The organism is Pseudonocardia sp. TRM90224 (genome assembly GCF_021245725.1).
GTDB lineage: Bacteria > Actinomycetota > Actinomycetes > Mycobacteriales > Pseudonocardiaceae > Pseudonocardia.
In genome coordinates, this window is the sequence record NZ_JAJGSX010000047.1 from 40,146 (window position 1) to 53,415 (window position 13,270).

Here is a 13,270-nt window from a genome sequence, read left to right on the forward strand (position 1 = left end):
GTGCCGCGGAACAGGCGGCCAACTCTGCGGTCCGCCCTGTTTGTACCGTCGGTGATCCCTGGCACGTCACCTGTGTGACGCACTCGGGACACCGGAGCCGGTGACGCTTGTGCGGCATGACGGTCCAAGACCACCCGCCGGTCTCCAGGGCGCCCGAGCCCGGGTTGCTCTCCCGCGCGCTCGAGGTCGCGGGCCGGCTCGCGAACGATGCCGCCGAGGTGATCACGGCGACGGCCGGCCGGGAGCACCACACCGGCGCGGTGCAGAAGGCGAACCCGTTCGACTGGGTCACCGACACCGACCGCACCCTCGAACGGCACACCCGCCGGGTGCTCGCGGCCGAGTACCCGGGCATGCCTGTCGTCGGTGAGGAGTACGGCGCCGACGACGGGGCAGGGTCGGCGCCGTACCGGTGGGTCGTCGATCCGGTCGACGGGACGGCCAACTACGTGGCCGGTTTCCCCTGGTACGCCTACAGCCTCGCGCTGGTCGACGCGCACGGCCCGGTGGTCGGTGTGATCGCCGACCCGAGCCGCGCGCAGATCTACGCCGCCGCCCGCGGCCGGGGCGTCCGCGCCAACGGCGTGCCCGTGCGCGTCCGGCCGCGCGAGACAGCGGGCGGGCTGGTCTGCGCCGAGCTGTCGCCCGACCGGGCAGCGGGCTTCACGCGGCAGGCGGCCGCGGCGCACGTCGGTGTGCGGGTGCTCGGCTCGGCGGCGCTCGCGATCACGCAGGTCGCGCTCGGCCACGCGGTCGCCGCGGTGCTAGACGGGTTCCGCGAGTGGGACGTCGCCGGTGCCGCGTGCCTCGCGGCGGAGGCCGGCGCGCTCGTCGTCGACGGCGCGGGCAACGCCGACCCGCTCCCGACCGGTGTGATGATCGTCGCTGTGCCCGGGGCGCTGGACGACGTGCTGGGCTGGTGGCACGGCACCTGAGCGGGCCACCGCATCGGAATTGGCTGGTGGCGGCGCATCCCACCCGGGTTAATGTCGGCCCATCGCCACCACCACCGCCCCCGCCTCATTCGCAGTACGGGCCACCCCGTGGATCTTCGTCGTCATCTGGGCGTCGGGGTTCGTCGTCGCGAAGTACGCCGCGCCCTACGCGGAGCCGCTGACGTTCCTGCTGATGCGCTACACCGCCGTGATCGTCCTGATGCTCGTGCTCGCGATGCTCGCGGGCGCACCCTGGCCGCGGGGCCGGCAGGTGCTGCACATCGCGGTGGCCGGGGTCGGGATCCACGCCTGCTACCTGGGCGGGGTCTGGACGGCGGTCGCCGCCGGGATGCCGTCGGGGGTGGCCGCGCTGGTGGTGAACCTGCAGCCGGTACTGACCGCCGGGATCGCCGGCCTGCTCGGCGAGCGGCTCGGCAAGCTGCAGGTCGGCGGGCTGCTGCTGGGCTTCAGCGGGGTCGTGCTGGTGGTCGCCAACAAGCTCACGACGTCGGGCATCACGGTGCTGACGCTCGGCCTGACCGTCATGGCGCTGCTGACGATCACCGCCGGAACGCTCTACCAGAAGCGCTTCTGCCCGGAGTTCGACCTCCGGACGGGGCAGATCGTGCAGTTCGGCGCCGCGATCGTGGTGACGCTGCCGTTCGCGTTCGCGTTCGAGTCGTTCCGCGTCGAGTGGGCGCCGCAGCTGTTCGGGGCGCTCGCGTGGTCGGTGTTCGGGCTCACCGGGGCCGGCGTCTCGTTGCTCTACCTGATGCTGCGCCGCGGCGCGGCGGCGCAGGTGACCAGCTACTTCTACCTCGTGCCCGGTATCACGGCGCTGATGGCGCTCGCGATGTTCGGCGAGACGCTCGGGCTGCTCGCGATCGCGGGCATGGCGGTCGCCGTGCTCGGTGTGGCGCTGGCCACCCGGCGTGCGAAGGGCGCGAAGGACTCAGCCGGCGCGGCGTCGGCGTAGCCAGTACGCGAGCGAGCCGAACACCGCCCACACCCCGGCCAGCACGGCCAGGGTCGTCGGCACCCCGTCGATCGCCGAGCGGCCGGCCACCCGCACCAGATCCGGCTTGGCGAGGTTGTACTCGACCGCGACCTTCTGGCCCGGCTCGAGCCCACGCGGGTAGAACACGCCGAGCTCCGGGACGACGGCCACGTTGTCCTTTGCGAGCGTGAACCGGATGAGCGTGCGGCTGAACGAGGAGCCCTCCAGCACCTCGGCCTCGGCCACACCCTTGTTCGACTCGATCGTGCGGTCGTCGATCACGGCCCCGGCCAGCGCGAACCCCGCGAGCGCCGTGATCACCAGCGCGATCGCGACGAGGATCTCGGGGACCTTGCCGGAGACGGCGGACACGGCAGGGCGGACGAGATCCCTGAGCTCGTCGACCGCGCGCGTTCCGGTGCTCACGATGGTCGAGGGTAGTGCCGCTCGCAGGTGGTGTGGCCAGCGCCTCCCCGGGGCGGACGAGCAGCCGGGAGGCAAGCCTCTTACTCTCGGTATCGTGACGATCGCCCCGCTACCTACCGGGTTGGGCGTGCGAACGAGGCTTGTCGACGACCCGGGCCGGCTGCTCGACCTGCTGCCCGACGACCGCAACCCGCTCTCGTGGGTGCGGGATTCCGACGGTCTCGTCGGCTGGGGCGAGGTCGCCCGCTTCACCGCATCCGGCCAGGAGCGCTTCGCCGCGGCCGACGAGTGGTGGCGCGCGTTCGTGCGCAGCCTCGACGTGCACGACGAGGTCGGCGTGCCCGGCACCGGCCCCATCGCGTTCGCGAGCTTCACGTTCGCCGACACCTCGCCCGGCTCGGTGCTGGTCGTGCCGAGGGTGCTCGTCGGGCGCCGCGACGGGCGGGCATGGATCACCGAGTTCTCCCGCGGCGACGGGCCGTCCACCGTGCGGTCGGTGAGCCCCGTGCGGCCGAGCGGCACGCTGCGCTACGCCGACGGGAACCTCCCGGTCGCCCGGTACCGCGGCGCCGTCGCCGAGGCCGTGCGCCGGATGCGGGCCGGTGAGCTGGAGAAGGCCGCGCTCGCGCACGACCTGCTCGCGATCGGCGAGCAGCCCCTCGACGCGCGGTTCCTGCTCGGCGGCCTCGCGAAGCGCTACCCGACCTGCTGGTCCTACGCCGTCGACGGGTTGGTCGGCGCCACCCCCGAGCTGCTGATCAGGCGCACGGCCGGGACCGTCGAGGCGCGGGTGCTGGCCGGCACGATCTGGCCGGGCGAGCACGGCGCGACCGACGAGGAGGAGCTGGCCCGCCAGCTGCTGGAGTCGGTCAAGGACCGCAGGGAGCACGCGCTCGCGATCGACTCGCTCGCCGACGCGCTGCGCCCGCTCTGCGCCGAGCTGCACGTGCCGCAGACGCCGTCGGTGATCGCGCTGCACAACGTCTCGCACCTGGCCAGCGACGTGCACGGCAAGCTGCCCGCCACCGCACCCGCCTCGCTGCTGCAGCTCGCCGAGGCCGTGCACCCGACGGCCGCGGTCGGCGGCACGCCCCGCAAGGAGGCCGTCGCGCTCATCGCGGAGCTGGAGGGCATGGACCGCGGCCGCTACGCCGGGCCCGTCGGCTGGGTCGACGGCAGCGGCGACGGCGAGCTCGGCATCGCGCTGCGGTGCGCGCAGCTGGACGGGGCGGTCGCGCGGCTCTTCGCGGGCTGCGGCGTGGTCGCCGACTCCGACCCCGACACCGAGGTGCGCGAGGCGGCGGCGAAGCTCCTCGCCGTCCGCGACGCCCTCGAGGACCAGGCGTAGAAGTTCCCCACCGTTTTGCCAATCTGCACGCCCTCAGGGGTCTGCAGGTTGGCAAAACGGTGGGGAAGTTGGGGTACGGGCACGGGGCGGATCCTGTGCGGACCCGCCCCGTGTTCCCCCGACTGTCGTGCTGGTTCGTCGGCTGCGCTGACCTATCGGCCGCGCGGCATTACCGGCTCAGCGACCGTTCGGTCGCGGCTGCGGCGGCTCGGGCGGACGCCCGTTTCCGGTGCACATCGTGACAACCCCTCTTCGGATGTTCTGACGTTCGTGCCGGCTCATTCGAGGCCGGCGTCCAACGTGATCGTGGTGCCGGTGAGCGCCTTGCTGACCGGGCAACCGTCCTTGGCCGCTTGTGCGGCCTTCTCGAAACCGGCAGCGTCGAGGCCCTCGACCTCGCCGCGCACTCGAAGTGCGATGCCGGTGATGGCGAACCCGCCCTTTGGATCGGGGCCGAGCGTGACCTCGGCGGTCACGTCGAGCGACTGGGGAGTGCCGCCCGCGTCGGCGATGATCGCGGAGAGCTGCATGGCATAGCACGACGAGTGCGCTGCCGCGATGAGCTCTTCGGGGCTGGTCGTGCCATCGGCGTTCTCCGCCGCGCGCTTCGGAAAGCTGACGTCGTAGGTTCCCACTCCGCTGCTCGTGAGTTCTACCTGGCCAGAGCCTTGCTGCAGGCTGCCGTTCCAGGCAGTGCGTGCGGTGCGGGTTGGCATGGAACCTCCTCGTGCGTCGTCGCGCGTCTTACTAAACAACCCCCGAATGGGCCAGAGCATTCGCGTTTTTGCCTACGTTGAGCTGACCGGTGGGTGATCGACGGCAAACGGTCGGTCACGAACGATCAACGTGTTGGGCGAGCGGTTCACCCGCTCGGCGCTTCCCTCGTTGCCGCTCACCGGTCCGTTACCGGACCTGTACGCCGTCTCCCACCTGGAGGAAGTCGTAGAAAGCGCTTGCGTCGTCCTCGTCCATGCGGATGCAGCCCGCTGACCGCGATTCCGTGCTGCCTTCGTGGAACGCGATGCCGCCTTCGGCGAAGAACACGGCATAGGGCATCGGGGCGTCGTCGAACTCGCTGCTGTGGTGGTCCTTGTTCTTCCACTGGACCTTGTGGTTCCCGCGCGGGGTCGGCGTGTCGTCGCCGCCGGAGGTGATCGCCACCGGGCCGCGGACGATCTCCCCGTTCTCGATGAGCCACGCCTGCTTCTCGTCGAGGTCGACGCACGCGCGCGGCGCGCCGGTGCACGGCGTCCCGTCGATGACGACCGGTCGCGGCGCCTCGGCCTGCGCAGTTCCTACTGCTGCGCCGACCGATCCGAGCGCGCCGAGCCCGACCAACCCCGCCGCGACCAGCGCTCGCGTGCGCACGCTCGTCGCCTTGCTGTGCATCCCCATCGACGGTCCTTCGGAAAGTTCAGGTGAACCGGCTGCGTAGTCGGTTCGACACGAAGAGTCGCGTTTGATCACTCAACGACCTGCTCGCACAGTGGTTACTCAGGCCTTTTCCGGCGAATCGGCCCACGCGGGGAGCACATCGCGACCACGTAGGATTTGCTCGACCTCGGCGCCGCCGTCCCGCCTCTCGACTCCGGACCGGTGCGCCGCCAGCTGGACAAGATCAGCCAGATCAGGGAGTGGGCCTCATGCCCGACGTCCGAGTGGCCGGCAACGCTGTTCGCCCCGCCGCAGCCATCGTGCTCGCAGCAGGGGCCGGCACCAGGATGAAGTCGGCCGTCAGCAAGGTGCTGCACGAGATCGGGGGTCGCAGCCTCGTCGCGCACGCCGTGCACACCGCGGCCGCGCTGGATCCGGAGCACCTCGTCGTCGTGGTGGGGCACGGCGGCGCCGAAGTGCGCGCGCTGCTCGACGACCTGAGCGCCGAGCTCGGCCGCCCGGTGCTGGCCGCGGAGCAGCCGCAGCAGCTCGGCACCGGGCACGCCGTGCGGTGCGGGCTCGACGCGCTGCCGGCCGACCTCGCCGGCCCGGTGCTGGTGACCTACGGCGACGTGCCCCTGCTCGAACCCGCGACGCTCGACGGGCTGCTCGCCGGCCACACCGGCGCGGTGACGGTGCTCACGACCGAGCTGGACGACCCCAGCGGCTACGGCCGGATCGTGCGCGCCGCCGACGGCTCGGTCACCGCCATCGTCGAGCACCGCGACGCGACCCCGGAGCAGCTCGCGATCCGCGAGATCAACGCCGGCATCTACGCGTTCGACGCGGCGTTCCTCGAAGCCGGGCTCGGCAAGCTCGACACCGGCAACGACCAGGGCGAGCTGTACCTGACCGACCTCGTCACGATCGCCCGCGACGACCACCGCGAGGCGCACGCCGTCGGCTGCGTCGACGAGTGGCAGGTACGCGGTGTGAACGACCGGGTCCAGCTGGCGTCGCTGGGCGCCGAGCTGAACCGCAGGGTGCTCGACGGCTGGATGCGCGCCGGCGTCACCGTCGTCGACCCGGCCACCACCTGGGTGGACGTGCAGGTGCGGCTCGCGCGCGACGTCGTGCTCAAGCCGGGCACGCAGCTGCACGGCGCCACGACCGTCGAGGAGGGCGCGCAGATCGGCCCCGACACGACGCTCACCGACTGCACGATCGGCGCCGGGGCGACGGTGATCAGGACGCACGGCAGCGAGAGCGTGATCTCGGGCGGTGCGACGGTCGGCCCGTTCGCCTACCTGCGCCCCGGCACGACGCTCGGCGAGCGCGGCAAGATCGGCACGTTCGTCGAGGTCAAGAACGCGCAGATCGGCGCGGGCAGCAAGATCCCGCACCTGTCGTACGTCGGCGACGCCACGATCGGCGAGTCGAGCAACATCGGAGCGGGCTCGCTCTTCGCGAACTACGACGGTGTGAAGAAGCACCGCAGCGTCATCGGTTCGCACGTCAAGGGCGGGTGCGACAACACGTTCGTCGCGCCGGTCGAGGTCGGTGACGGCGCCGTCGTCGGGGCCGGCGCGGTGATCAGGCAGGACGTTCCGCCGGGGGCGCTGGCCGTGTCGGCTGTGTCACAGCGGATTATCGACGGGTGGGTCGTCGCGAAGCGGCCCGGAACCCCCGCCGCGGAGGCCGCGATCAGAGCGGCCGACTCGGCCGACAACGGTGGAGGCACAGCACGGTGAGCGCGATGTCGGCGACCCCCAAGAAGAACCTGATGCTCTTCTCGGGTCGGGCGCACCCCGAGCTGGCCGAGCAGGTTGCAAAACACCTCGACGTGACCATCACGCCGCAGTCGGCGTACTCGTTCGCGAACGGCGAGATCTTCGTCCGGTTCGAGGAGTCGGTGCGCGGCTGCGACGCGTTCGTCCTGCAGTCGCACTCCGCGCCGATCAACGACCAGATCATGGAACAGCTGATCATGGTCGACGCGCTCAAGCGGGCGTCGGCGAAGCGGATCACCGTGGTGATGCCGTTCTGGGGGTACGCGCGGCAGGACAAGAAGCACCGCGGCCGCGAGCCCATCTCGGCCCGGCTCATCGCCGACATGTTCCTCGTCGCGGGCGCCGACCGGATCATGACCGTCGACCTGCACACCGCGCAGATCCAGGGCTTCTTCGACGGACCGGTCGACCACCTGTTCGCGCTGCCCGTCCTCGCGGAGCACATCAAGCGCACCTACGCCGACCACGAGCTCGCCGTCGTCTCGCCCGACTCGGGGCGCGTCCGGCTGGCCGAGCGGTGGGCCGAGACGCTCGGCGGCACGCCACTGGCGTTCATCCACAAGACCCGCGACCCGCTCAAGCCGAACGAGGCCGTCGCGAACCGCGTGGTCGGCGACATCCACGGCAGGCTCTGCGTCGTCATCGACGACATGATCGACACCGGCGGCACCGTCGCCAAGGCCGTCGAGGCGCTGCTGGAGCAGGGCGCGAGCGACGTAATCGTCGCCGCGACGCACGGAGTGCTCTCCGGACCCGCCACCGCGCGGCTCGCCGGCTGCGGCGCCAGGGAGATCATCTTCACCGACACGCTGCCGATCCCCGACGAGAAGCGGTTCCCGACCATGACCGTGCTCTCGATCGCCCCGCTGCTCGCGCGAGCCATCCACGAGGTCTTCGACGACGGCTCCGTGACCAGCCTCTTCGACGGGAACGCCTGATGCGCGACCTGCTGGACGACGCTGCCATCACCACCGCGCTCGACGACCTGCCCGGCTGGCAGCGCGAGGGCAACTCCCTCGTGCGCACCGCCGAGCTGCCCAGCTTCCCCGCCGCGATCACCGTGGTGGACCGGGTCGCCGAGGTCGCCGAGGCCCGCGACCACCACCCCGACATCGACATCCGGTGGCGCACGCTGACCTTCACCCTCTCCACGCACTCCGAGGGCGGGATCACCGAGCTGGACGTCGCGCTCGCCGGCGCGATCTCCGAGCTGGTGGCGGCGGCGCAGAAGTAGGACTCGGGTCTCGTCGGATCGCGCGGTGCGGCGCGGCTGGAGGGCAGGGCGGGTGGCTGGGAAAGTGGCTTTCCCGGCGTGTGATGCCGGCAAGGTGGCTTTCCCGGCACCGTGTGCGCCCCGCACCTCTTCGCGTGCGCGGGCGGAGCGCCGCGCCTAGAACCGGCGGTTGGCCAGCACCGGGATCGTCTGGCGGGCCTTCGTCACCTCGTCCATGTCCAGGTCGGACACCAGCAGGGCGGGGTCCGTCCCGAGCTGGCCGAGCACGTTGCCCATCGGCCCGGCCACGAGGCTCGCGCCGAGCCCGCAGGGTGCGCCCTTGGGGTCGCGGCCGACGGTGAGCGGGTCGGCCTGGTCGCAGGCCGCGACGAACGACGTGCTGTCGAGTGCACGGGCGCGCACGAGCAGATCCCACTGCTCGCGCTTGCCCGGACCGTCGCCCCACGACGCCGGCAGCACGACGAGCGTCGCCCCGCCAGCGGCGAGCTCGTGGAACAGACCCGGGAAGCGCAGGTCGTAGCACGTCGCCAGGCCGACGGTGACCCCCGCGACGACGATGCTCACCGGCTTGCCGCCCGGCGCGACCGTCGTGGACTCGCTGAAGCCGAACGCGTCGAACAGGTGGATCTTGTCGTAGGCAGCCTCGACGCCGCCGCCGGTCGCCAGCAACGTGTTGTGCACACGCCCGTCGTCGGCGGGTGTGAACATGCCGACGACCGCGGTGATCCCCGCCTCCGCGGCCGTCGCGCGCACCGCAGATGCCCACGGGCCGTCGAGCGGTTGTGCGATCGGGATCAGCGGCACGCCGAAGCAGCACATCGCGCCTTCGGGGAAGACGACCAGGTCGGCGCCCTGCGCGGCGGCCTGCCGGATGCCGTCCTGGACGAGCCCGAGGTTGTGGGTGAGGTCGGGCGTCGACGAGATCTGGGCGAGTGCGATGCGCACGAGCTGCCTCCAATAACCGGTACGTGCTGTATACGTAGTGCATGCAAGCTGTCGGGTCGGGCCGTGAGCGCGCCTACCGCTACCTGCGCGAGATCGTTCTCGTCGACCCCGCGGTGCAAGGCACGTTCCTCAACGAGGTCGAGCTCGCACAGGTCATCGGAGTGTCGCGCACCCCGGTGCGGGAGGCGCTGCTGCTGCTCGTCGCCGACGGCCTGATCGAGATGGTGCCGAAGCGGGGTGCCTACGTGCCACCGCTGACCGGGCGGCAGATCAAGGAGCTGATGCAGCTGCGCGGGCTCCTGGAGCGGCACGCCGCCTCCGTCACGCTCGCGGCCGGCACCGTCCCGCTCACCGCGATGCGCGACGCGCTCGACGAGCAGCGAGCCATGATCGCGAAGCGCGGGGACGCCGACTCGCAGCAGTTCATCGAGTGGGACCGGCTGTTCCACCAGGTACTGGTCGACGCCGCCGGCAACGAGCTGATCGCCAAGACGTACGCCGGCCTGCGCACCCGGCAGGTGCGGGTGGGGGTCGCGGCGCTGTTCCGCGCCGCCGACCGCCAGTCCGCGGTGTGCAACGAGCATCAGCGGATCGTCGACGCGCTCGCCGCCGGCGACGAGAGCGCGGCCCACACCGCCATCGAGGACCACCTGCGGGTCACGCTGCAGCTGTTCCTGGAGTCGTGACGCGCATCGCGAGGTAGGCGTCGTCCTCCTTCGTGTCGGGGTTGCGCCCGAGCGCCAGCCCGCCGAGCGTGACGGCCGCGGCGATCAGCACGTACAGCGCCACCGGCACCCAGCTGCGCCATGAGCTCAGCAGCACCGTGAACAGCAGCGGCGCGATGGCGCCGCCGATCACCCCGGCCAGCGTGTAGGCGAGCGAGCTGCCCGTGTAGCGCAGGCGCGTCGAGAACTGCTCGGTGACGAACGCCGCCTGCGGCCCGTACATGAACGAGTGCAGTGCCAGCCCGACCACGACGCCCAGCACCAGCAGCGGCACCGAACGGCCCGAGATCGCGGGGAAGAACACGAACGGCCACACCGCGGCGCCGACCGCGGCCGCCCCGTAGAGCAACCGCCGGTTGACGCGGTCGGAGAGCGCACCGGCGAGCGGGATCAGCGCCAGCTGGCACGCCGACCCGATGAGGATCGCCATCAGCACCTCGCCGCGGCTCATGCCCAGCTCGCTGGTGGCGTAGGTGATGACGAAGACGGTGAAGAGCGCGTAGGTGACGTCCGGCCCGACCCGGGACAGCACGGCGGCGGCCAGCTCGCGCGGTTGGGTGCGGAAGACCTCCTGGATCGGCGCGGCCGGCTGGTCACCCTTCGCCTGGATCGCCCGGAAGACCGGTGTGTCCTCCAGCTTGAGCCGGATCCACAGCCCGAACCCGACCAGCACGGCCGAGAGCAGGAACGCCACCCTCCAGCCCCACGAGAGGAACGCCTCTTCCGACATCACGGCGGTGAGCAGCGCGAGCACGCCGTTGGAGAGCAGGTTGCCGGCCGGCGGGCCGATCTGGGCGGCCGACGACCAGAACCCGCGCTTGCGCGGATCGCCGAACTCGCTGGAGAGCAGCACCGCGCCGCCCCACTCACCGCCGACGCCGACGCCCTGCGCGAAGCGCAGCAGCACCAGGATGATCGGCGCGGCCACGCCGATCGTCCCGTACGTCGGGAGCAGACCGATCAGGAACGTCGCCGCGCCGATCAGCAGCAGCGTGATGACGAGCACCTGCTTGCGGCCGATGACGTCGCCGAGTCGCCCGAACACGAACCCGCCGAGCGGGCGCGACACGTACCCGACCGCGTAGGTGGAGAACGCCAGCAGGGTGCCGGTGAGCGGGTCGGAGCCGGGGAAGAAGAGCTGCGGGAACACCAGCGCCGCGGCGGCTGAGTAGACGGCGAAGTCGTACCACTCGAGCGACGTGCCGGTGAGGCTCGCGGTGAAGGCCTTGGCCAGCGAGCGCTTGTCGATGTCGGGTTCCTGGGCCTTGCTCAGATCGACCATGAGTCTCCAAATCCGGTGGCGCGATGCGTCATACTTGCTGTATACAAGCCGTATGCGCAAGTCCTGACCAGGAAGGATCTTCATGGCCGAGCTCACGTTCTCCCTCCCCGACGGCTCGTCGACCACGGTCGCCGTCACCCGCCTGCTCAACGGCGGATACGCCGGCCGCGAGCAGGACGAGGTCGCCGCGCACGTCGCGGAGCTGGCCGAGCTCGGCGTCCCGGCGCCGAAGGTCACCCCGGCCCTCTACCCGGTCGCGCCGTACCTGGCCGCGCAGGTCGACGAGGTGCCCGTGCAGCACGGCCGCACGTCGGGCGAGGCGGAATGGGCGCTCGTCGTCGGCGAGGAGCTGCTGCTGACCGTCGCCTGCGACCACACCGACCGCGAGCTGGAGGTGCACGGCGTCGCGTGGAGCAAGAACGCGGGGCTCGACGTGCTCGGCCGCGGCGCCTGGCGGCTCGCCGACGTCGAGGACCACCTCGACCGGATCCGGCTGCGCGCGTGGGTCCGGCACGGCGAGGGGCCCGAGGAGCTCATCCAGGATTCGCCGCTCGCCGCGCTGCTGGCCCCCTCGTACTGGCTGGAGGAGCATTCCGAGCTGCTCGTGCCCGGCACCGTGCTGCTCTCCGGGACGGTTGCGATGGTGCCCGGCGTCGACCAGTTCGCGACGCACTGGCGAGCCGAGATGGCCGACCCGGTCACCGGCGAGACGATCGACCTCTCGTACGCGGTGCGGCGGATGCCCGAGCCGATCGGCTAAGGTGGCGGACGTGCAGCGCCAGTATTGGTTTAGGTCCCCGGCCCGGGCAGGGTCGGCGGGCGATCTGCTGCGCTGACCAACCTTCCCCCGAGCCGGAGCACGTGCCGGTTCGTTGGGGCAGCCCGATGAGGCCGGCGCATCACGAGAAAGCCGCCGAAATGCCTCTCACCGCCCTTCCCGCGCTGGACGAACAGCGCACCACGCGGATCAGCCCGCTGCTTTCGCCTTCGCTGCTGAGACACGAGCTGCCGATCGAACCCGGCGTCGCCGACACCGTCACCTCGGCGCGCGCCGAGGTCGTCGACGTCCTCGACGGCCGGGACGACCGGCTGGTCGTCGTGGTCGGGCCGTGCTCGATCCACGACCCCGTTGCGGCGCTCGACTACGCGCACCGCCTCGCCGCGCAGGCCGAGCGGGTCGCGGGCGAGCTGCGCATCGTGATGCGCGCGTACTTCGAGAAGCCGCGCTCGACCGTCGGGTGGAAGGGCCTGATCAACGACCCCGGTCTCGACGACACCTTCGACGTCAACACCGGGCTGCGCACCGCCCGCAAGCTGCTGCTGGACGTCAACGCGCTGGGGCTGCCCGTCGGGTGCGAGTTCCTCGACCCGATCACCCCGCAGTTCATCGCCGACACCGTCACGTGGGGCGCGATCGGCGCGCGCACCGCGGCGAGCCAGGTGCACCGGCAGCTCTGCAGCGCGCTGTCGATGCCGGTCGGGATCAAGAACCAGACCGACGGCGACGTCCAGGTCGCGGTCGACGGCGTCCGGGCGGCCGCAGCGAGCCACGTCTTCATGGGCATCAACCCCGACGGGCTGGCGGCGCTGATCACGACGGCCGGCAACCCGGACTGCCACGTCATCCTGCGCGGCGGCTCGACCGGCCCGAACTACTCCGCCGCCGACGTCGCCGCCGCGCTCGACACGCTCGACCGCGCCGGGCTGCCCCGGCGGGTGATCGTCGACGCGAGCCACGGCAACAGCGGCAAGGACCACGTCCGGCAGGCCGAGGTCACCCACGAGATCGCGGCGCGCATCGGCGGCGGCGAGCGCGGGATCGTCGGGGTGATGCTGGAGAGCTTCCTCGTCGCCGGCCGCCAGGACCTCGGGCCCTCGATGACCTACGGCCAGAGCATCACCGACGCGTGCATGGACTGGGACACCACCAGCGCGCTGCTCGACGAGCTGGCGGGGGCGGTCGCGGCGCGGCGGTGACGAAGGCGACCGGGCCGACGAGACCCCCGTCGCCCGGCCGGCCCGGGGTTCAGGAGAGTCCGTCATGGCCCTCCGGGCCGTCACGAGGGATGAGAATCCGTGCCGGGGTGCGGCTCCGGGTACGCGACCGCAGACCGGGGTGGGTGCCCGAACAGGGCGTGGCGGGCGCTCGTGCACAGGTTGGTGCCGCCGTGCACAGGTTCGAACCTGTGCACGGGGAGGTGAACCTGTGCACGA

At 71.7% G+C, this 13,270-nt stretch carries 14 protein-coding genes; 9 read left to right on the plus strand and 5 right to left on the minus strand.

Annotated features, from left to right (window positions below; translation table 11 throughout):
• Positions 1–116 precede the first annotated feature (116 nt).
• Both LL648_RS37325 and LL648_RS45565 read left to right on the plus strand, forming a co-directional pair.
• Positions 117–935, plus strand: a complete 819-nt coding sequence (locus LL648_RS37325) for an inositol monophosphatase family protein (protein WP_232667600.1) — start codon at positions 117–119, stop codon at positions 933–935.
• Between the two features lie 124 nt (positions 936–1,059).
• Positions 1,060–1,911, plus strand: a complete 852-nt coding sequence (locus tag LL648_RS45565; RefSeq protein WP_232667619.1) for a DMT family transporter — start codon at positions 1,060–1,062, stop codon at positions 1,909–1,911.
• On the opposite strand, the gene LL648_RS37335 is transcribed toward LL648_RS45565, so the two are convergent.
• Complete coding sequence (locus LL648_RS37335) at positions 1,888–2,358, minus strand: DUF3592 domain-containing protein (protein ID WP_232667601.1); 471 nt, start codon at positions 2,356–2,358, stop codon at positions 1,888–1,890. The genes LL648_RS45565 and LL648_RS37335 overlap by 24 nt on opposite strands.
• Positions 2,359–2,452: 94 nt before the next feature.
• Here LL648_RS37335 and LL648_RS37340 point away from each other — a divergent pair, with 94 nt between their 5' ends.
• Positions 2,453–3,706 (plus strand): isochorismate synthase, encoded by a 1,254-nt coding sequence (locus LL648_RS37340; protein WP_232667602.1) that lies wholly within the window; start codon positions 2,453–2,455, stop codon positions 3,704–3,706.
• 278 nt (positions 3,707–3,984) lie between these two features.
• Here LL648_RS37340 and LL648_RS37345 read toward each other — a convergent pair whose 3' ends face one another.
• Positions 3,985–4,422: an OsmC family protein gene (locus LL648_RS37345; RefSeq protein ID WP_232667603.1), complete on the minus strand. Its 438-nt coding sequence runs from the start codon at positions 4,420–4,422 to the stop codon at positions 3,985–3,987.
• 187 nt (positions 4,423–4,609) lie between these two features.
• A complete protein-coding gene (locus LL648_RS37350) occupies positions 4,610–5,101 on the minus strand; it encodes a L,D-transpeptidase (RefSeq protein ID WP_232667605.1) in 492 nt (163 codons plus the stop codon).
• Positions 5,102–5,349: 248 nt separating this feature from the next.
• Between LL648_RS37350 and glmU the strand changes: the two genes are divergently transcribed.
• From glmU to LL648_RS37365, 3 genes are read left to right on the plus strand one after another with little or no spacing between them, the layout of a single operon-like run.
• The gene (gene glmU, locus LL648_RS37355; protein WP_232667606.1) at positions 5,350–6,831 is read left to right on the plus strand and encodes a bifunctional UDP-N-acetylglucosamine diphosphorylase/glucosamine-1-phosphate N-acetyltransferase GlmU; all 1,482 of its coding nucleotides are present in this window, start codon (positions 5,350–5,352) and stop codon (positions 6,829–6,831) included.
• Positions 6,832–6,836: 5 nt separating this feature from the next.
• Positions 6,837–7,808 (plus strand): ribose-phosphate diphosphokinase, encoded by a 972-nt coding sequence (locus LL648_RS37360; protein ID WP_232667607.1) that lies wholly within the window; start codon positions 6,837–6,839, stop codon positions 7,806–7,808.
• Complete coding sequence (locus LL648_RS37365; RefSeq protein ID WP_232667608.1) at positions 7,808–8,104, plus strand: 4a-hydroxytetrahydrobiopterin dehydratase; 297 nt, start codon at positions 7,808–7,810, stop codon at positions 8,102–8,104. The genes LL648_RS37360 and LL648_RS37365 overlap by 1 nt, the downstream gene beginning before the upstream one ends.
• A gap of 156 nt (positions 8,105–8,260) precedes the next feature.
• Here the strand turns inward: LL648_RS37365 and LL648_RS37370 are convergent, their stop codons facing one another.
• Positions 8,261–9,049: a carbon-nitrogen hydrolase family protein gene (locus LL648_RS37370; protein ID WP_232667609.1), complete on the minus strand. Its 789-nt coding sequence runs from the start codon at positions 9,047–9,049 to the stop codon at positions 8,261–8,263.
• 41 nt (positions 9,050–9,090) lie between these two features.
• Here LL648_RS37370 and LL648_RS37375 point away from each other — a divergent pair, with 41 nt between their 5' ends.
• Positions 9,091–9,735 (plus strand): GntR family transcriptional regulator, encoded by a 645-nt coding sequence (locus LL648_RS37375; protein ID WP_232667611.1) that lies wholly within the window; start codon positions 9,091–9,093, stop codon positions 9,733–9,735.
• Here LL648_RS37375 and LL648_RS37380 read toward each other — a convergent pair.
• Positions 9,707–11,056, minus strand: coding sequence for an MFS transporter (locus LL648_RS37380; protein WP_232667612.1), 1,350 nt, complete (start codon positions 11,054–11,056; stop codon positions 9,707–9,709). The genes LL648_RS37375 and LL648_RS37380 overlap by 29 nt on opposite strands.
• 82 nt (positions 11,057–11,138) lie before the next feature.
• Here LL648_RS37380 and LL648_RS37385 point away from each other — a divergent pair, with 82 nt between their 5' ends.
• Together LL648_RS37385 and LL648_RS37390 are read left to right on the plus strand one after the other, a co-directional pair.
• Positions 11,139–11,816, plus strand: a complete 678-nt coding sequence (locus tag LL648_RS37385; protein WP_232667613.1) for a DUF2848 domain-containing protein — start codon at positions 11,139–11,141, stop codon at positions 11,814–11,816.
• 158 nt (positions 11,817–11,974) lie between these two features.
• Positions 11,975–13,033 carry a 3-deoxy-7-phosphoheptulonate synthase gene (locus LL648_RS37390; protein ID WP_232667614.1) on the plus strand — a complete coding sequence of 353 codons (1,059 nt, stop codon included), beginning with the start codon at positions 11,975–11,977 and terminating at the stop codon, positions 13,031–13,033.
• Positions 13,034–13,270: the final 237 nt, after the last annotated feature.